The 17,684-nt window shown below is 75.2% G+C and carries 19 protein-coding genes; 6 read left to right on the top strand and 13 right to left on the bottom strand.

The genetic code is table 11. The annotated features are described in order from the left end of the window. Positions 1–84: 84 nt before the first annotated feature. The 6 genes from CLT72_RS29650 to CLT72_RS29625 all read right to left on the bottom strand — a co-directional run bounded on the left by CLT72_RS29650 (position 85) and on the right by CLT72_RS29625 (position 6,787). Positions 85–582: an SPFH domain-containing protein gene (locus CLT72_RS29650; RefSeq protein WP_089001571.1), complete on the bottom strand. Its 498-nt coding sequence runs from the start codon at positions 580–582 to the stop codon at positions 85–87. A 236-nt stretch (positions 583–818) separates the two neighbouring features. After that, the gene (gene coaD, locus CLT72_RS29645; protein ID WP_101414561.1) at positions 819–1,307 is read right to left on the bottom strand and encodes a pantetheine-phosphate adenylyltransferase; all 489 of its coding nucleotides are present in this window, start codon (positions 1,305–1,307) and stop codon (positions 819–821) included. Beyond that, complete coding sequence (gene rsmD, locus CLT72_RS29640) at positions 1,304–1,867, bottom strand: 16S rRNA (guanine(966)-N(2))-methyltransferase RsmD (protein ID WP_101414560.1); 564 nt, start codon at positions 1,865–1,867, stop codon at positions 1,304–1,306. Before rsmD ends, coaD begins: the two co-directional genes overlap by 4 nt. Before the next feature lie 148 nt (positions 1,868–2,015). Next, positions 2,016–2,957, bottom strand: a complete 942-nt coding sequence (locus CLT72_RS29635; protein WP_101414559.1) for a serine hydrolase domain-containing protein — start codon at positions 2,955–2,957, stop codon at positions 2,016–2,018. 15 nt (positions 2,958–2,972) lie between these two features. After that, positions 2,973–5,174, bottom strand: a complete 2,202-nt coding sequence (gene recG, locus CLT72_RS29630) for an ATP-dependent DNA helicase RecG (RefSeq protein WP_101414558.1) — start codon at positions 5,172–5,174, stop codon at positions 2,973–2,975. After that, positions 5,171–6,787: a DAK2 domain-containing protein gene (locus CLT72_RS29625; protein ID WP_101414557.1), complete on the bottom strand. Its 1,617-nt coding sequence runs from the start codon at positions 6,785–6,787 to the stop codon at positions 5,171–5,173. The genes recG and CLT72_RS29625 overlap by 4 nt, the downstream gene beginning before the upstream one ends. A gap of 328 nt (positions 6,788–7,115) precedes the next feature. Between CLT72_RS29625 and rpmB the strand changes: the two genes are divergently transcribed. Beyond that, positions 7,116–7,307 (top strand): 50S ribosomal protein L28, encoded by a 192-nt coding sequence (rpmB, locus tag CLT72_RS29620; RefSeq protein ID WP_011905179.1) that lies wholly within the window; start codon positions 7,116–7,118, stop codon positions 7,305–7,307. Positions 7,308–7,494: 187 nt separating this feature from the next. Here rpmB and CLT72_RS29615 read toward each other — a convergent pair whose 3' ends face one another. Together CLT72_RS29615 and CLT72_RS29610 are read right to left on the bottom strand one after the other, a co-directional pair. Next, positions 7,495–7,962, bottom strand: coding sequence for a GNAT family N-acetyltransferase (locus CLT72_RS29615; RefSeq protein WP_101414556.1), 468 nt, complete (start codon positions 7,960–7,962; stop codon positions 7,495–7,497). A gap of 29 nt (positions 7,963–7,991) precedes the next feature. Then, positions 7,992–8,930, bottom strand: a complete 939-nt coding sequence (locus CLT72_RS29610) for a thiamine-phosphate kinase (RefSeq protein WP_101414555.1) — start codon at positions 8,928–8,930, stop codon at positions 7,992–7,994. Between the two features lie 123 nt (positions 8,931–9,053). Here CLT72_RS29610 and CLT72_RS29605 point away from each other — a divergent pair, with 123 nt between their 5' ends. Both CLT72_RS29605 and CLT72_RS29600 read left to right on the top strand, forming a co-directional pair. Then, on the top strand, positions 9,054–9,287 hold the full coding sequence (locus CLT72_RS29605) for an Lrp/AsnC ligand binding domain-containing protein (protein WP_101414554.1): 234 nt from the start codon (positions 9,054–9,056) through the stop codon (positions 9,285–9,287). Beyond that, complete coding sequence (locus tag CLT72_RS29600) at positions 9,288–9,932, top strand: DUF3515 family protein (RefSeq protein WP_101414553.1); 645 nt, start codon at positions 9,288–9,290, stop codon at positions 9,930–9,932. It abuts the gene before it with no gap. Between the two features lie 94 nt (positions 9,933–10,026). Here the strand turns inward: CLT72_RS29600 and CLT72_RS29595 are convergent, their stop codons facing one another. Then, complete coding sequence (locus CLT72_RS29595) at positions 10,027–11,133, bottom strand: D-alanine--D-alanine ligase family protein (RefSeq protein WP_101414552.1); 1,107 nt, start codon at positions 11,131–11,133, stop codon at positions 10,027–10,029. A gap of 202 nt (positions 11,134–11,335) precedes the next feature. On the opposite strand from CLT72_RS29595, the gene CLT72_RS29590 reads away from it, so the two are divergent. Continuing rightward, positions 11,336–12,610, top strand: a complete 1,275-nt coding sequence (locus tag CLT72_RS29590; RefSeq protein WP_101414551.1) for an ATP-binding protein — start codon at positions 11,336–11,338, stop codon at positions 12,608–12,610. A gap of 194 nt (positions 12,611–12,804) precedes the next feature. Here CLT72_RS29590 and CLT72_RS29585 read toward each other — a convergent pair whose 3' ends face one another. Then, on the bottom strand, positions 12,805–13,023 hold the full coding sequence (locus tag CLT72_RS29585; protein WP_101414550.1) for a hypothetical protein: 219 nt from the start codon (positions 13,021–13,023) through the stop codon (positions 12,805–12,807). 279 nt (positions 13,024–13,302) lie between these two features. Here CLT72_RS29585 and CLT72_RS29580 point away from each other — a divergent pair, with 279 nt between their 5' ends. Continuing rightward, the gene (locus tag CLT72_RS29580; protein ID WP_089001584.1) at positions 13,303–14,148 is read left to right on the top strand and encodes a helix-turn-helix domain-containing protein; all 846 of its coding nucleotides are present in this window, start codon (positions 13,303–13,305) and stop codon (positions 14,146–14,148) included. Positions 14,149–14,152: 4 nt separating this feature from the next. Beyond that, complete coding sequence (locus CLT72_RS29575; RefSeq protein ID WP_101414549.1) at positions 14,153–14,353, top strand: DUF397 domain-containing protein; 201 nt, start codon at positions 14,153–14,155, stop codon at positions 14,351–14,353. 186 nt (positions 14,354–14,539) lie between these two features. Here the strand turns inward: CLT72_RS29575 and CLT72_RS29570 are convergent, their stop codons facing one another. The 3 genes from CLT72_RS29570 to CLT72_RS29560 form a co-directional block, all read right to left on the bottom strand. Next, the gene (locus tag CLT72_RS29570; RefSeq protein WP_101414548.1) at positions 14,540–15,592 is read right to left on the bottom strand and encodes an ROK family protein; all 1,053 of its coding nucleotides are present in this window, start codon (positions 15,590–15,592) and stop codon (positions 14,540–14,542) included. 157 nt (positions 15,593–15,749) lie between these two features. Further along, positions 15,750–16,541 (bottom strand): putative protein N(5)-glutamine methyltransferase, encoded by a 792-nt coding sequence (locus CLT72_RS29565; protein ID WP_101414547.1) that lies wholly within the window; start codon positions 16,539–16,541, stop codon positions 15,750–15,752. A gap of 28 nt (positions 16,542–16,569) precedes the next feature. Continuing rightward, positions 16,570–17,682: a cystathionine gamma-lyase gene (locus CLT72_RS29560; protein ID WP_101414546.1), complete on the bottom strand. Its 1,113-nt coding sequence runs from the start codon at positions 17,680–17,682 to the stop codon at positions 16,570–16,572. Positions 17,683–17,684: the final 2 nt, after the last annotated feature.

The following is a 17,684-nucleotide window of genomic DNA, read 5'->3' as shown; positions in this document are numbered from 1 at the left end:
CGACAAAAGAGGTTACCTGGGCGACCGCCGGACCGTCGAACCGGGGGCGACGCCCGCCCCGTCTGCCGGCTGGTGAGGTGCCGCTCAGAAGGGTAGCGGGCGTTCCGACTCCTCCCCACCGAAGGTGCCGATCTCGCGCAGCGCGTGCATCTTGTCCCGCCCGCGCTCGATCGAGGCCAGCGCCCGGGTGAGGAACTGCTCGAAGTTGGCCAGCGCGGTGTCGACGTAGTCGTCGACCTCCTCCCGCAGGCGCTGCGCCTCGGCGCGGGCCTCGGCGATGATCCGCGCACCCTCGTGCTCGGCGGAGACAGTGATCTCGTTCACCGAGACCAGCCGGGCGTGTTCCGCCTCACCCTCGCTGATGATCCGGTCGGCCTCGCGCTTGCCGGCCTCCATGATCTTGTCCCGCTCCTCCAGCAACGCGGCGGCCCGGCGCAGGTCGGCGGGGAGTTCGGCGCGCAGCTCGTCGAGGACCGCGATGAACTCGCCCCGGTCGACCATGCAGTTGTTGCGCGACATCGGGACGGAGCGGGCCTGCTCCACCATGGCGATCAGTTCGTCGATGCGATCGAGCGGGTCCACCGGTACCTCACTCCTGTCGTTCGTCGGGCCGATCTACATGATGCGGGCTACGGCCGGTTTCCCGCTCCACACATCATGTCGCGCCCCGACCACCCCACGGCGCTCACCCCGGCCCGGCGCGTCGCGGAGGGACGCGCCACCGCCCCGCCGGACGCGGTCCGACGGGGTGGCGGCACGGGTGTGCTCACGGGGGCGCAGCCGCGGGGCGGCTCAGCCGCGGGGGTGCGCGGGGCGGCTCAGCCGCGGGGCGGCGGGGTGAGGCGGGCCCGCAGCTCCTCGCGTACCCGGTCGGGCACGTGGGCCGAGATGTCCCCGCCCCACTTCGCCACGTCCTTCACCAGGCTGGAGGAGAGGAACGAGTAGAGCGGGTTGGTCGGCATGAACAGGGTCTCGACGCCGGCCAGGCCGATGTTCATCTGCGCCATCTGCAGCTCGTAGTCGAAGTCGCTGACCGCCCGCAGGCCCTTGATCAGCACGCTCGCCTGCTGCGCCCGGCAGAAGTCGACCAGCAGTCCCTGGAACGACTCGACCCGGACGTTGTCGTAGGAGGCGGTCACCTCGCGGAGCATGTCGATCCGCTCCTCGACGGTGAACAGGCCGCTCTTCGACTGGTTGACCAGCACGCCCACGATCACCTCGTCGAACAGCCGGCTCGCCCGGCCGACGATGTCGAGGTGCCCGTTGGTGACCGGATCGAACGAGCCGGGACACACCGCACGTCTCATGATCGGCGACCGTACCAAAGGGTCGTCTCGCCGTAGCGCCGGCTGCGCTCGCCGGTGATTCCCTGCACCCACCCGACCGGGCCCGTACGGCTCGACCGTTCCACCACCACCAGGGCGTCCGGGGCCAGCCAGCCGCCGTCGACCAGCGCGACGAGCATCGCCGTGATCTCCGCGTCCGGCACCGCGTAGGGCGGGTCGGCGAAGACCACGTCGTACGGGTCGCCGTCCGGGCCGGCCGCCAGCACCGTGGCGACCCTGCCGGTGACCAGTCGGGCGGCCGGGGCGGCGCGCAACGTCGCCACGTTCTCCCGGACCACCCGGGCCGCCCGGGGGTCGGACTCCACCAGCAGCACGTGCGCGGCGCCCCGGGACAGGGCCTCCAGGCCGACCGCGCCGGAGCCGGCGTACAGGTCGGCGAAGCGGGCGCCGGCCAGGTCGACCTCGGCCTGTACGGCGCTGAACAGCGCCTCGCGCACCCGGTCCGACGTGGGCCGGGTGCCCGCGCCGGGCGGCGCGGCGATCCGGCGCCCGCCGAGGGTTCCGGCCACGATCCGGGTCACCGTCGCTCCCTGCGCATGCCCCGACGCTACGCGACGGCCCGGCCGGTGGACGAAGCACCCGAGGCGCCGGGCGGACCCGCCACGACCTGCCGGCCCCGCCGGCCCGCACCGAGGGCGCGTCCGCCACCCGGTCGGCGTCCGCACACGATCAACGCACCTCGTCGGGACCGAGCACCGACGTGATCGTGACCGGGTCGACCTCGGCCTGGTTGGCCAGCAGCACGAGCCGCTGGTCCGAGTCGGGCAGCCAGGCCGCGAACGCCTTGTAGCCGCCGTTGTCCCCCGAGTGGTGCAGCGCCCGTCTACCGGCCAGCGGGCCGACGAAGAACCCGTAACTGTATGCCTCCCCGGGCCGGCTGGTGGGCGCGTGCGGGGCGGTCATCGCCGTCACCGAGGCCGGGGCGAGCAGCCGGCCCCGGCGCGGCACGTCGAGCCAGGTGAGCAGGTCCGTCCCGGTGCACCAGACGTCACCCGCGCCCATGCTCACGGTCGCCAGGTCCCAGGACGGCACCGGACGGCCGCCCTCGTGTCCGACCGCCACGTCCGGCCGTCCGTCACCCGCACCCGCGAAGCTGCCCGTCATGCCCAGCGGCGCGAAGACCTCCTCGGCGAGGAACTCGGCGTACGGCCGGTCGGCCACGCGCTCGACGGCCCGGGCCAACAGCACGTAGCCGGGGCTGCTGTAGTGCCACCCGGCTCCGGGCCGGAACAGCGGTGGCACCGCGGCGAACAAGCCGAGCAGGTCGTCCGGCTCGGCCGGGTCGACGAGATCGACCGCCGGGTACTGCTCCCAGTGGCCCAGACCCGAGGTGTGGGTGAGCAGGTGGTGCAGCGTGATGCCGGACCATTCCGGTGGCGGGCCGGGCAGCCAGCGCACCACCGGTTCGGACAGGCTCAGCGCACCCCGCTCGGCGAGCAGCAGCACCGCCGCGGCGGCCATCTGCTTGCTGATCGAGGCGATCTGGAACCGGGTCCCGGGAGCGCAGTGGACACCGGTGCTCCGATCAGCCACCCCGGCGACCTGTTCCGTCAGGATCTCGTCGCCCCGGGCCAGCAGGAGCACGCCACTGTCGAATGAGGATTCGGACATCCGTCGAAGCCTAGATCAGCCCTTCTCCAGGTATTCGGCGCGCTCCTCGTCGACCAGGGCGGCCACCGACGCGGCCAACGCCGGGTGCCGGGCCAGCTCCGGATCCTCCCCGACCAGGGCGATCGCCTCGGCTCGGGCGTCGCGGATCAGGTCGGCGTCGCGCAGCAGCGAGAGCAGCCGCAGGTGCGAGCGGCGCCCCGACTGGGTGGCGCCCAGGACGTCGCCCTCCCGGCGCTGCTCCAGATCCAGCTCGGCGAGCTTGAACCCGTCGGTCGTGGAGGCCACCGCGTCCAGCCGCTCCCGCGCGGGCGTGCCCTCCAGCGCCTCGCTGACCAGCAGGCAGAGCCCCGGGGCGGAGCCCCGGCCGACCCGGCCGCGCAGCTGGTGCAGCTGGGAGACGCCGAACCGGTCGGCGTCGAGCACGATCATCACGGTCGCGTTCGGCACGTTGACGCCGACCTCGACCACGGTCGTGGCGACCAGCACGTCGAGGTCGCCGTCGGCGAAGGAGCGCATCACCGCGTCCTTCTCGTCGGTCGGCAGCCGCCCGTGCAGCACGCCGATGCGCAGGCCGTGCAGCGGCCCCTCGGCGAGCAGCGGCGCCACCTCGGTGACCGCCATCGGCGGCCGACGCCCGTTGTCGTCCTCCGCCGGCGGCTCCTCCTCGCTCGCCGGCCCCTCGCCGATGCGGGGGCAGACGACGTACGCCTGGTGGCCGGCGGCCACCTCCTCGCGTACCCGGCGCCAGGCCCGGTCCAGGAAGGCCGGCTTCTCGGCGGCCGGGACCACGTGCGAGGCGATCGGCGAGCGGCCCTGCGGCAGCTGGGACAGCGTGGAGGTCTCCAGGTCGCCGTAGACGGTCATCGCGACCGTGCGCGGGATCGGGGTGGCCGTCATCACCAGCACGTGCGGCGGCTGCTCGGCCTTGGCGCGCAGCGCGTCGCGCTGCTCCACGCCGAAGCGGTGCTGCTCGTCGACCACCACCAGGCCGAGGTCGGCGAAGTCGACGCCCTCGTAGAGCAGGGCGTGGGTGCCGAGCACGATGCCGGCGGCGCCGCTGGCGACCTCGGCCAGCGCCCGCCGGCGGGCCACCGCGCCCAGCGAGCCGGTGACCAGCTCGACCCGGGTGGCGTCGTCGGCCGCGCCCAGCTCGCCGGCCCGCCCGAGCGGCCCGAGCAGGTCGAGGATGCCCCGGTGGTGCTGCGCGGCGAGCACCTCGGTCGGGGCCAGCAGCGCGGCCTGCCCGCCCGCGTCGACCACCTGGAGCATCGCGCGCAGCGCGACCACCGTCTTTCCGGAGCCGACCTCGCCCTGGAGCAGCCGGTGCATCGGGTGGGCCGTGGCCAGGTCCGCCGCGATCTCCACCCCCACGTCGCGCTGGCCGGGCGTCAGCTCGTAGGGCAGCCGGGCGTCGAAGGCGTCGAGCAGGCCGCCGGGCCGCGCCGGGCGGGGCCGGGCCGGCGAGGCGGCGGCGCGGTGCTTGCGCTGCACCAGGGTGAGCTGCACGGCGAACGCCTCGTCCCACTTGAGCCGGTGCCGGGCCCGGTAGAGCGCCTCCTTGCTGGTCGGCCGATGGATCTCGCGCAGCGCCGTGCCGATGCCGCCCAGGTTGCGGCTCGCCCGCAGGGTCGCGGGCAGCGGGTCGTCCGGCGCGGTGAACGTGTCCAGCACCACCCGCACGCAGCGGGCGACCACCCAGGTGGGCACGGCCGCGGCGGCCGGGTAGACCGGGATCAGCGCGCCCGCGAACTCCTCGATCTCCTCGTTGGCCGCCGCCTCACCGTCGCCGCCCTCGCCGAGCAGGACGTATTCCGGGCCGTTGAGCTGCCGCTTGCCCCGGAACTCGGTGACCTTGCCGGCGAAGAGCCCCCACCGGCCGGGGCGCAGCTCGCGCTCGCGCCAGGCCTGGTTGCCGAAGAAGGTCAGGGTGAGAGTGCCGCCGGCGCCGTCGCCGACCGTCACCTCCAGCAGGTTGCCCCGGCGCTGGCGCATCGGGCGTACGGCGGTGCGCTGCACCTGGGCCAGCACGGTGGCCTGCTCACCGACGTCGAGCGAGCGGATGTCGGTGTGCTCGCCGCGCTCGTCGTAGCGGCGCGGGAAGTGGTAGATCAGGTCGCCGGCGGTGTGCAGGTCGAGGTGCCCGGCGAGGGCCTTCGCGGTCTTCTCGCCGACCAGCTTCTTCAGCGGCGTGTCCATCGTGGACGGCTCGGACGTCATTCGACCCCCACCAGGAGCGGATAGTGCGGCTGCCCGCCCGGGTAGGCCTGCACCTCGACGAACGGCCAGCGCCGCTCGACGTGCTCGCGGACCGCTTCGGCGAGCCCGTCGGGGGCGTCCGCACCGGAGAGCAGCGTCACCAGCTCACCGCCGCCGCCGAGCATCCGGTCGACCACGGCCGCGCAGGTGTCGGCCAGGTCGGAGCCGATCAGGTGCACCTCCCCCTCGACCAGCGCCAGCACGTCGCCGGGGCGGCACGGGCCGGCGACGGTCAGCGCCTCGCGGCGGGCGTAGCAGACCTCCGCGTAGCGGCAGGCCCCGGCCGCCTCGGCCATCGCGATCACGTCGTCGGAGAAGCGTCGCCCCGGGTCGCGCACCGCGAGGGCGGCCAGCGCCTGCACGGGCGAGCGCGTCGGCACCACGCTGACCTTGATGCCGAGCGCGTGCGCCTCCCGGGCGGCGGCGCTCGCGACCGCCTGCGTGTCGGGGTCGTTGGGCAGCACCACCACGCGGGCCGCCCCGGTGACGCGGATCGCGTCCACCAGCTCGCCGATCGACGGGTTGCCGGGCACCACCGTCGCGCCCTCGCCGGCGAAGAGCCCGGCGATGCCCGCGCCGGTGGCCACCACCACGGCGGCCCGCCCGTCCGCGGCCACGGCAGGCGGCACCGGTGCGAGCTGGTCGGCGAACCGGGTCACCGAGATCCGGTGCGGCCGGCCGGCCACCACACCCGCCTCGATCGCCGCGCCCACGTCGTTGACGTGCACGTGCACGTTCCAGGTGCCCGTGCCGGCGCTGCCGTCGCCGACGACCACCAGCGAGTCGCCCAGCGCGGCCAGCTCGGCGCGCAGCCGGGCCACCTCCTGCGGCCCGGCGTCGAGCAGGTACTGCACCTCGTACGCGTACTCCTCGGAGCCGGTCTCGCGCACGGCGGTGGCCGGCGGACGGACCGGGCGCGGCGCGGGCGCGGGCCGCTCGGGGCTCTCGCCGGTCACGACCTCGACCAGGGCGTCGAGCAGCAGGCACAGGCCCCGGCCGCCGGCGTCCACCACGCCGGCCCGGGCCAGCGCCGGGAGCTGCTCGGGGGTGCGCGCCAGGGCGTGCGCCGCCCCGCCCGCCGCCGCCCGGGCCACCGCGCGCAGGTCGTCGCTGTCGGCGCGCTCGGCGGCGTGCGCCGCAGCGGCGACGACGCTGAGCAGCGTGCCCTCGACGGGGCGGGCGACCGCGGCGTAGGCGGCGGCCGTGCCGTCGCGCAGGGCGGCGGCCAGCTCGCGCCCCCGCACGACCGGCACGGCGGCCACGGCGTCGGCGAAGCCACGCAGGATCTGCGAGAGGATCACCCCCGAGTTGCCCCGCGCGCCCAGCAGCGCGCCCCGGGCCATCAGCCGCAGCGCGTGCCCGTGCGCGGTCGGCCCGTCCTCCGGGAGGGTGCCGAGGTCCATCGCGAGCGCCTGCTGGGCCGAGGTGAGGGTGAGCACCATGTTGGTGCCGGTGTCGCCGTCGGGCACCGGGTAGACGTTGAGGTCGTCGATCTCGCCCTGATGGCGTTTGAGCGCCACCAGCCCGCCCGCGCACCAACGGCGGACCGCGGCGGCGTCGAGGGTGTCCAGCACGGCGAGAAGCCTACTGGCGCGCACCGACACGCGCCGGTGTCGCCAGCACTCGCGCGGCGTGTCCGGTCGTCCGCGCGCACCCGTCGTCCGCGTGGCCCGTCCAGCGCGCGGCGACGGCGCAGGGGCCGGTACGGTCCGACCTGTGCCGCACCCCTGCCGGGGCGCGACGCGTCGGGCCCGTGGGCGCACGGGAGCGCGGCGAGGGCGCCGGCCCGGGCCGCCGTCCGGGGCCGGTTGGTCGGCACCCGGACCATCGGGTAACCTGGCCAGGTTGCCCGGGCTGCGCCTGGCGGCGACCTCATGAACGTTTCAATCCCAGGAGTATCCCGTGGCTAGCGTGTGCGACGTCTGTGGCAAGGGACCGGGCTTCGGCCACAACGTGTCCCACTCGCACCGGCGGACCAACCGCCGCTGGAACCCGAACATCCAGTCGGTGCGTACCCCGGCCGGTGGCGGCAACACCAAGAAGTTGAAGGTCTGCACCTCCTGCATCAAGGCGGGCAAGGTCACCCGCGCCTGACGCGGTAGGCCCCACCCCTCATCACTCGTCATTGCCGGCGGGCCGTCACGGCCCGCCGGCTCTGTCGCGTCCGCCGACCGACGCCTCCGCCGCGCACGGCGGGCGGCAGCGCGACGGGTCGCGGCGCCCGCGTCGCGGCGACGGGTCGGAGCGGCCCGCGACGGGGCCGGAGCGTCCGGGGGACGGGTCAGAGCGTCCGGGCGAAGGAGATGCAGCCCGGGGCGTCGCGGTAGAAGCCGAAGTTCGGGATCCGCTCGTAGCCGGCCGCCGCGTACATGGCGATGGCCTCCGGCTGCTTGTCGCCGCACTCCAGGACGATCCGCTTGCGCCCGTGCTCCCGCGCGGAGCGCTCCACCGCCGCCAGCACCGCCCGGGCCACGCCCCGGCCCCGGGCCGCCGGCGCGGTGTACATCCGCTTCAGCTCGGCGGTGTCGCCCTCGTCACCGTGGCTGCGCCAGCCGCCGCAGCCGACCGGCTCGCCGCCGAGGTGGGCGACGAGGAAGGCCCCGGCGGGCGGCACGAACTCGCCCGGGTCGACCGGGGTCTCGTCGCCGCTGCCGCCGTACCGGGCACCCAGGTCGGCCAGCGCGGCGCGGATCAGCCCCTGCGCCACGGGCGAGTCGAAGCGCTCGGCCCGAATCTCGATCTCACTCACGGAGTAAAGGGTACGACGACGATCGGCCCTTACCGGAAGTGGTCCCAGCCAGCGGGTCCGTCGTACGGGCGCCCGTCGACCGTCACGCCCGAGCCCTCCGCGACCCGCCCGATCGGCCGCCAGTCCGGCGGCAGCGCCACCGCCGACGGGAAGGTCGCGGCCAGCGCGTGGTCGTCGCCACCGGCGAGGAGCCAGGAGTACGGGTCGACGCCGAGCGCCTGGGCGGCGTCGCGCATCTGCCGGGGCACCTCGAAGGCGTCCCGGCGCACGTCCACCGCCACCCCGCTCGCCTTCGCCACGTGCCCGACGTCGGCAAGCAGCCCGTCCGACACGTCGATCATGGCGGTGGCGCCGAGCCGGGCGGCGTGCGGCCCCGCCGCGTACGGCACCTCGGGCCGCCGGCAGGCCTCCACCAGCAACCGGGGCGTACGGAAGCCCCGGGAGAGCACGGTCAGCCCGGCCGCCGCGTACCCGATGCGGCCGGCCAGGGCCAGCACGTCGCCGGGCCGCGCGCCGGAGCGCGTCACCGGCGGCCGGCCGCCCAGGTCGCCGAGGGCCGTGACCGCGATGGTCAGCGTGGGGCTGGCCGACATGTCCCCGCCCACCACGCTCGCGCCGACCTTCGCCGCCTCGGCGGCCAGCCCGTCGGCGAGCTCCTCGGCCCAGCCGGTCTCCAACTCCGGCGGCATGCAGAGCGCGACCAGCAGCGCGGTCGGCTGCGCCCCCATCGCGGCGATGTCCGCCAGGTTCGCCGCCGCCGCCCGGTGGCCGACGTCACGCGCGCCGGACCAGTCCCGCCGGAAGTGCCGGCCCTCCACCAGCACGTCGGTCGAGGCCACGACCCGGGCGTCCGGGGCGGCCACCACCGCCGCGTCGTCCCCGGGACCGAGCAGAACGGTCGATCCGTACGACAACCGGGCGGTCACCCGATCGATCAGGCCGAACTCGCCGACCCCCGCGACACTCATACCGGCCCTCCGCCGCGCTCGCTCACCGCTTCTCCTCGACCACCGATAGGGATCAGACCTGGTCCGTAAGGTACTTTCTCCCTTCGGGCCGCCCCGCAGGCGGCGACGGACGGAGGTCGAGTCGTGGTTCAGGCGTACATCCTCATCCAGACGGAGGTCGGCCGCGCGCGCGACGTGGCCGGTCTCATCTCTGAACTTGCCGGCGTGGTACGCGTCGACGCCGTCACCGGGCCGTACGACGTGGTCGTGCTCACCGAGGCGAACACCGTCGACGAACTCGGCAAACTCATCGTCAGCAAGGTGCAGATGGTGCCCGGCATCACCCGCACCCTCACGTGTTCGGTGGTGCGCCTGTAAGTGGACAAGATCACTGACTCCCCCGTGACCGATTCCGACCAGCCGGACGAGGTGGCCCCCGACCGGCCGGCCCCCGACCGGGCGACCCGGGGCGCCGCGCTGATCGCGACGCTGATCGCGCTGCCGGTCACCGTGCTGGTGGGCGCGCTCGCGTTCACCCAACTCTCCCCCGACGAGCGGGCCGAGCCGGCCGCCACGCCGAGCGCGACCGCCACGAGTGTCGGCCCGCGCTCCACCGCCCCGGTCGAGATGGCCGCGCCGGCGCTGGCCGAGCGCCCCGCCACGGTCTGCCGGGCCCTGCTCTCCCAACTGCCGGCCACGGTCAACGACCTCCCGCAGCGCCCCGTCACCGCCGGCCCGGAGCAGAACGCCGCGTACGGCGACCCGGCGGTCACCGTCGCCTGCGGCGGGGCCAAGCCGGCCGTCGACGACACCGACCACGTCTGGACGGTCAACCGGGTCTGCTGGTACGCCAGCGAGGAACGCGACGCCACCGTGCTCACCACGATGGACCGGGAGACCGCCGTCACCGTCCGCGTGCCGCACTTCTACGGGCAGGGGTTGCAGTGGGTGGCCCCCGTCTCGGACACGGTCGTGGCCTCGGTGCCCTCCGTCGCCGACACCCCGAGCGGCTGCCGGAACTGACCGACGCGCCCCCGGCCGGCCGCGCCCCGGGGACATCGCGGAAAAGGGCCCGTCCCCCGCGCCGTGCGGGAACGGGCCCGTTCCGCTGCCGCTGTCAGTGCAGGCCGACGCCGCGGTGCAGGGCGGTGCGGATGAGACGGTTGACCAGCTTCGGGTACTCCAGGCCGGAGGCCGCCCACATCCGGGGGAACATCGACGTCGGCGTGAAGCCCGGCATCGTGTTGATCTCGTTGAGGTAGACGTCCAGGTCGGGGGTGACGAAGAAGTCGACCCGGGCCAGCCCGGCGCAGTCGAGCGCGGTGAAGGCGCGCACGGCGTACTCGCGGACCTGGCGGGTCACCCGCTCCGGCAGGCCGGCGGGGATGTCGTACTCGCAGGCGGACTCGGAGTCGATGTACTTCGCCTCGAAGTCGTAGAAGTCGTAGTCCCCGACCACCCGGACCTCGGCGAGCACGGACGCCTCCGGCGCCCCGCCGGCCTCGCCCTCCAGCACGCCGCACTCGATCTCGCGGCCGACGATCGCCCCCTCGATGAGCACCTTCGGGTCGATCTGCCGGGCGGTGGCGACCGCCGCGTCGAGGTCGGCCCAGTCGTCGACCTTGCTGATGCCGAACGACGAACCGGCCCGCGACGGCTTCACGAAGACCGGCAGGCCGAGCCGCTCCTTGTCCGCCTCGCTCAGCGTCATCCCGTTGCGTAGCACGGCGTACGGGCCGACGGGGATGCCCTCGGCGGCGCAGAGCTTCTTGGTGAACTCCTTGTCCATGGCGGCGGCGGAGGCGAAGACGTTCGCCCCGACGTACGGGATGCCGGCCATCTCCAGCATGCCCTGGATGGTGCCGTCCTCGCCGTACGCGCCGTGCAGCACCGGGAAGACCACGTCGACGTCGGCGAGCGCCCGGGGCCCCTCGGTGGGGTCGAGCACCATGAGCCCGTTGCCGGTCGGGTCGGCGCGCAGCACGATGTCGGTGCCGGACTCGGCGGTGATCTCCGGCAGCCGGCGCGCGTTGATCGCCAACTGGCCGGGGTCGCCGCTGGTCAGCACCCACTGGCCGGCCCGGGTGATGCCCACCGGCACCACCTCGAACTCGTCCGGGTCGAGAGCGCCGAGGACGCTGCCGGCGCTGACGCAGGAGATGCCGTGCTCCGGGCTGCGGCCGCCGAACACGATCGCCACGCGGGTCCTGCCTGGGGTGGTCACTGCGTCACCTCTTCGTACGCGACTGCTCCGGTCGTGGCGCTCACCCGGTTGACCTTACTGTGCGTGGCGGGCGCCGGATGCCGATACCCGGGGAGAGCCGAGCCATGCCGCATTCGGTCAACAAGGGATACACGTAGCGTCACCACGCACCCGACGATGCGGGGCGGTGACGGCGCCGGACGCCCACTACGCTGCACGTCCTATGAGCGCTGATCCCCTCATCGAGTCCCTGTCGGCGGCCCTGGACGCCCGCCCCGACGACCTGCCGCTGCGGCTGCACCTCGCCGCGCTGCTGCTCGACGCCGGCCGGGCTGGGGAGGCGATCGCACAGGTCGGGCAGGCGCTCGCCCGGGATCCGGGCAGCGCCGAGGCGCAGGCGTTGATGCAGCGGGCGCTGGCGGGCCCCGTACCGCCGCCGCCCCCGGCGGATCCGCGACCGGCGGCGCGGCGCGCGGCGCCGGACGGGCCCGGCGGCGCCGGCGCGACCGCCGACCACGATCCGCTCGCGGCCTACGAGCAGGAGCTGGCCGACGTGGTGCCGCCGCGCTTCGCCCGCGCCGGCGACGAGCCGGAGCCGGTGGCCGGCGACGCCGACCGGGTGTACGACGTGGAGGCCTCCGGCGTCCGGCTGGCCGACGTGGGCGGCATGTCGGCGGTCAAGGAGCGCCTGGAGCTGGCCTTCCTCGGCCCGCTGCGCAACCCGGAGCTGCGCAGGATGTACGGCAAGAGCCTGCGTGGCGGCCTGATGCTCTACGGCCCGCCCGGCTGCGGCAAGACGTTCCTGGCCCGGGCGGTCGCCGGGGAGATGGGCGCGAAGTTCATCTCGCTGTCCATCGTGCACGTGCTGGACATGTGGATGGGCAACTCGGAGCGCAACCTGCACGAGCTGTTCCAGGCGGCCCGCCGCAACGCGCCGTGCGTGCTCTTCCTCGACGAGGTCGACGCGCTGGGGCACAAGCGTTCACAGGTCGGCTCCAGCTCGATGCGGACGCTGGGCAACCAGCTGCTGGCGGAGCTGGACGGGATGGAGGGCAGCAACGAGGGGGTCTTCGTGCTGGCCGCCACCAACACCCCGTGGGACGTCGATCCGGCGCTGCGCCGCCCCGGGCGGCTCGACCGGGTGGTGCTGGTGCTGCCGCCCGACGCCGAGGCGCGCCGGTCCATCCTGGAGTACCACCTGCGGGAACGGCCGATCGCGGGGATCGACCTGCGGAAGATCGTCGCGGCCACGGAGGACTACTCGGGCGCCGACCTGGCCCACCTCTGCGAGACGGCCGCCGAGTTCGCGATGGCCGACTCGGTACGCACCGGCGAGGTGCGGATGATCGAGCACCGGGACCTGGAGCGGGCGGTCAGGGAGGTCCGGCCGTCGACGAAGCCGTGGATGGCCACCGCCCGCAACGTGGCGATGTTCGCCAACGAGGGGGGCGTCTACGACGATCTGGTGGCCTACCTGAAGCGGCGCAGGATGCTGTGACGCTCCCTGCGACCCGGACGACGGGACGGCCGCCGGACGGGACCGCCGCCGGACGTCCGACAGGACCTTCGCCGGAGGGCTGACGCCGGACGGCCCGGCGGGGCGCCGGGCCGCGCCTCCCGCCGGGCCGGGCCGCCTGCCGGACACTCTCCCGCCCGGCGGGGCCGTCTCCGTCGACCGCACCGCGGACGGCGTCAGCCGCGCGCGTGCCGCCGGCCGATGGCGATCACCTTGACCCGCTGCCGGCCGGCCCGCACCATGCCCAGCGCCATGAACGCGCCCGCGATCCGGTCGGCCGCCTCCCGGCTGCTCGCCCCGACGACCTGACGGCGCCGCTCGGGGCAGTTGCGTTCGTCGCGGCCGGCGCTCTCGGTCGGCCGTACGTCGGTGAGCACCACCAGGAACCGCGTCATCGGAGCCCGCCGGCGCGGTCGGCGCGGGCCTGTCGAGCAGTACGCACGTCGAATCCCTTCCGGCGAGCGGGCCACGGGGCGTGGCACGCGGCGATCGGGTACGGGGGAGAAACCCGATCGCCGCGCGCCCCATCCCCTCCGGTCACTCACCACCACCGTCGCCACGACAACCGGCGGTGAGGACGCGATGACAGACTGACATGTATACAGCCATGAATGCAACTCTCATCGACGTTCTCTCATCTACACCTTCCCGGGAAGATGTGCGACGATCGATGCATGGCTCCCAAGACCGCCCGCGCCCGGCGCCTGGGCATCGCGCTACGTACCCACCGGGAAGCCGCCGGCCTCACGCTGGAGGCGGCGGCCGACGAGATCAGCAGCACCCGCAGCACCCTGTCCCGCTACGAGAACGCACAGACGCTGGTCAGCCCGGCCACCGTGCGCGCCCTACTCACCCTCTACGGCGTCGGCGCGGACGAGGTCGCCGCCGCCGTGCAGCTCGCCAAGGACGCGCGCAAGCCCGGCTGGTGGGTGTCGTACTCGTACCTGCTGGACCGGCGCACCATCGACTTCATCGCGCTCGAGGCCGAGGCGACCGGGATCGCCAACTTCGAGCCGTCGGTGGTGCCGGGGCTGTTGCAGACCGCCGACTACATCCGGGGCGTGATGCGGGGCGGCCCGCACACCCTCGGCGACGACGAGGTGGAGCAGCGGGTCCAGTTCCGGCTGGACCGACAGCAGCGGCTGACCAGCGACCAGCCGCCGATCCTGGACGCGATCATCGACGAGGGCGCGCTGCTGCGACCCGTCGGCGACCGGTCGGTGATGGAGGCGCAGCTGCACCACCTGGTCAAGATGGGCGAGCTGCCCAACATCACCGTCCAGGTGATCCCGCTCGCCGCCGGCTACCACCGGGGCACCCGGGGCTCGCTGCACATCCTGGAGTTCGCGGACCCGGAGGACCCGATCATCGCCTCGGTGGAGACGGTGGCCGGGCAGATGGTCCTCGACCGGCCGGGCGACCTGCGTACCTGCACCAAGATCATGGAGCACCTGCGGACCGTCGCGCTCAGCCCGGCGGCCAGCCGCGACCAGCTCCTCCAACTGTTGAAGGGACGGTAGGACCATGACACCGACGATGAGCGCGGCGCTGGCCGTGGCGCGGTGGCGCAAGAGCAGCCGCAGCGGCGACGAGGGGGCGTGCGTGGAGATGGCGGTGCTCCCGGCAACGGTCGCCGTCCGTGACTCCAAGGACCCCGACGGCCCCGCCCTGCTCTTCCCGCCGGCCGCGTGGGCCGCCTTCACCGGGGCGCCGCCCCGGCATTGACCCCCCCTCCGGAGGCGCCGGCGCGCCCGCTGACCACGTCGCGCCGGCGCTTCGCCGGCGACGGTCCCACCGATGGGAGCCGGTGGGGCCGTCGCCCGGCGGGTCTCGGCCCGACGCGACGACCGGCCCCGCCATCCCGCCACCGGGGGCGGCGGAGCGCCCTCGTCCGACCGGGAGGCGGGCGGGTCAGCCCGCGACGACCGGGCGGGGCGCGGGACCCGCCCGCAGCGCCTCCAGCGCCGCGATGGCCACACCCCGGGCGCCGGCCATGTCCCGCTCGGGCACCAGGGCGAAGGTCGCCGACGCGGCCTGCTCCTCCCGCAGCACCGTGTGCTCCCGCACCGTCGCGAGGAACCAGTCCCGGAAGTCGGGGGCGGCCTCCACCACCCCGCCACCGACGAAGTACGCGTGCGGATCGGTGAAGTTGGCCGCCACGGTGAAGAGCCGGCCCAGCGCCATCGCCTGCTGGGTGAACACCTCCCGGGCCAGCGCGTCGCCGCGCTCGGCGTAGCCACGGAGCAGCTTGGCCGCCCGCTCCGGCGCCTCGCCGGCCAGCGGGTGGTCGGGAAAGCGACCCAGCCAGTACGGCAGCAGGTTCCGCCCGATCGCGGTCAGCGACGCCACGCTCTCCGCGTCCCCCGCGAAGCCGCAGGCGCACGTGGGCACCGGCTGGTCCGGCGCGAGCAGCCCGGTCAGCGGGATGTGCACGTGCCCCAGCTCGCCGGCCATCCCCGCCGCGCCGGCGACCACCCGGCCCGCCTCGACGACGCCCCCGCCCAGCCCCGTGCCGACGATGGCCGACACCGACGAGCGGCGCATCGCCTCCGCGCCGAAGTGCGTGTGGTGGGCGTAGAGCGCGGCGGCGTTGCCGTCGTTGTGGTAGAGCACCGGCAGGCCGAGCCGCCGCTCCAACGCGGTCCGCACGTCGTAGCCGCGCCAGGCGGGCTGGGAGAAGTTGGTCGACCCCCGGGAGGAGATCACCCCGGTGGCGCTCGCCGGGCCGGGCGTGTCCAGCCCGACCGCGCGTACCGCCGCGCGGGGCACCCCGGTCAGCGCCAGCACCCCGTCGAACGCGCGGGCCAGCGCCTCGATCGCCGCAGCCGGACCGGCGCGTACCTCGCTCGGGTTCTCCACCAGGCCGTCCACCAGGAAGCGGCCGTCCAGGGTGAGCACGGTGGCGTTGTTGCTGGTGCCTCCGTTGTCCAGCCCGACGACCACCGGCACGTCCGTACCGCCCACGACAACCCGCCTCCCGCCGCCACGCCTGACGTGAGGCTAGTGCTCCGCCCCCGGCCCCGCCAGGCAGCGCCGGGCGGTCCCATCGACGGGGCAGCTCGACAGCGCCACGAGGCGGGCACGCCGGCCGGTCGGGCGTCCTCCCGCGACGGGTCGCGGGTCAGCCCGGGCGGCGGGCCGTGACGGCGATCGCGTCCCGCTCGTCGTCGCGGAGCACGGCGGGGCGCAGGCCCACGGCGGTCAGCGCCGCGCGCAGCGCGTCCACCTGGGTCTCCCCCGCCTCCACCACCAGGTACCCGCCCGGGGCCAGCCAGCGCGCCGCGCCCTCGGCCACGCGGCGCAGCACCGCCAGCCCGTCCGGCCCGCCGTCGAGGGCCACCGGTGCCTCGTGCAGCCGCGCCTCCGGCGGCATCAGCGCCACCGCCGTCGTCGGCACGTACGGGGCGTTGGCCAGCACCAGGTCCAGCCGGCCCCGCCAGCGCGCCGGCAGCGGGTCGTACAGGTCGCCCTCGAAGACCGGGACGGCCAGCGGGGCGAGGTTGCGCCGGGCGCACGCCACGGCGGTGGGGTCCACGTCGGCGGCGGCCAGCCAGCGCGGCGCGAGCCGGCGGGCCAGGGCCACGGTGGTGGCGCCGGAACCGCAGCACAGGTCCACCACGGCCGCCGCCGGCCCGGTCACCGCGACGGCGGCGTCGACCAGCAGGGCGGTACGCGCACGCGGCACGAACACGCCGGGGTCGACGGCGATCCGTTCGCCGCAGAACTCGGCCCAGCCGAGCACGTGCTCCAGCGGCAGCCCGGCGACCCGGCGCTCGACCAGGTCGGCCAGCGCCTCGGCCGAGTCGGCGGCGGCGATCAGCAGTTCCGCCTCGTCCTCGGCGTAGACGCAACCCGCGGCGCGCAGCCGGTGCACGAGGGCCGGCCGGTCGGGGCGGAAGGAGAAGACGGTCATGGAGGACCTCCGGGCCCGGCGCGGGGTGTCAGCGGCTGGCGTCCAGCGCGGCGGCCACGTCGGCGACCAGGTCGACGGGATCCTCGACCCCGCAGGAGAGCCGGACGAAGCCGGGCGCGGTGTCGTCGCCCCACTGGGCCCGCCGGTCCGCCGTGGTGTGCAGGCCGCCGAAGGAGGTGGCGGCGGCCACGAGCCGGGCCGCGTCGAGGAACCGCGCCACCCGCCCGGCGTCGCCGAGGTCGAAGCAGAGCACCCCGGGGATCCGTCGCATCTGGACCGACGCCACCGGGTGGGCCGGGTCGCCGGGCAGCCCCGGCCAGCGCACGCCGGTCACGTCGTCGCGCCCCGCGAGCAGCTCGGCGAGGGCCCGCGCGTTGGCGGTCTGCCGGGCCAGCCGCAGATCCAGGGTGGCCAGCGACCGGTGGGCGAGCCAGGCGTCGAACGCGCCGGGCACCGCCCCGGTGACGTTCCGCCAGGCGGTGACCGCGTCGCGCAGCTCGGCCGAGCGCGTCGCCACGTAGCCGATCAGCAGGTCGGAGTGCCCGGTCAGGGCCTTCGTCCCGGAGGCCACCACGACGTCGGCGCCCAGGTCGAGCGGGCGCTGCCCGAGCGGCGTCGCCGTGGTGTTGTCGACGGCCACCAGGGCACCGGCGGCGTGCGCCCGGGCGGCCAGCGCCGCCACGTCCGCGACGTCCAGGCCCGGGTTGGCCGGGGTCTCCAGCAACACCAGGCGTACGCCGTCGAAGGCCGGGTGCGGGCCGGCGGTCGGGGCGAGGAGCACCCGTACGCCGATGCCCTCCAGCGTGTCGGCGGCGAAGGCCCGGACGGCGAAGTACCCGTCCGACGGAAGCACCACGGTGTCGCCCGGCCGCAGCAGCGTCAACAGCAGCCCGGTGATCGCGGCCTGCCCGCTGGCGAAGACCCGGCAGTCGCCGCCCTCCAGCTCCCCGACCGCCGCCTCCAGCAGCCGCCGGGTGGGGTTGTCCGGCCGGCCGTAGCCGTCGGGCGCCGCCGCCGGCCCCGCCCACGGGTCCAGGTGGTACGGCGCGGCGAACACCGGCCCGGGCAGGAACGGCTGGCCGGGGGCCGGCTCGGGCAGGCCGGCGCGGACGCAGCGGGTGCCGTCCCGGTCTTCGGTCATGT

The sequence above is a fragment of the Micromonospora sp. CNZ309 genome, from assembly GCF_002846525.1.
This window is presented reverse-complemented; position numbering and strand designations above follow the sequence as displayed.

Excerpts from the sequence above, each read along its gene's own strand:
- CLT72_RS29610 (WP_101414555.1), bottom strand. The coding sequence starts at position 8,930 with ATGAGTGTCGCGGGGGTCGGCGAGTTCGGCCTGATCGATCGGGTGACC.
- CLT72_RS29560 (WP_101414546.1), bottom strand. The coding sequence starts at position 17,682 with ATGACCGAAGACCGGGACGGCACCCGCTGCGTCCGCGCCGGCCTGCCC.
- CLT72_RS29590 (WP_101414551.1), top strand. The coding sequence starts at position 11,336 with ATGAGCGCTGATCCCCTCATCGAGTCCCTGTCGGCGGCCCTGGACGCC.
- CLT72_RS29565 (WP_101414547.1), bottom strand. The coding sequence starts at position 16,541 with ATGACCGTCTTCTCCTTCCGCCCCGACCGGCCGGCCCTCGTGCACCGG.
- coaD (WP_101414561.1), bottom strand. The coding sequence starts at position 1,307 with ATGAGACGTGCGGTGTGTCCCGGCTCGTTCGATCCGGTCACCAACGGG.
- CLT72_RS29575 (WP_101414549.1), top strand. The coding sequence starts at position 14,153 with ATGACACCGACGATGAGCGCGGCGCTGGCCGTGGCGCGGTGGCGCAAG.
- recG (WP_101414558.1), bottom strand. The coding sequence starts at position 5,174 with ATGACGTCCGAGCCGTCCACGATGGACACGCCGCTGAAGAAGCTGGTC.
- CLT72_RS29585 (WP_101414550.1), bottom strand. The coding sequence starts at position 13,023 with ATGACGCGGTTCCTGGTGGTGCTCACCGACGTACGGCCGACCGAGAGC.
- CLT72_RS29635 (WP_101414559.1), bottom strand. The coding sequence starts at position 2,957 with ATGTCCGAATCCTCATTCGACAGTGGCGTGCTCCTGCTGGCCCGGGGC.
- CLT72_RS29580 (WP_089001584.1), top strand. The coding sequence starts at position 13,303 with ATGGCTCCCAAGACCGCCCGCGCCCGGCGCCTGGGCATCGCGCTACGT.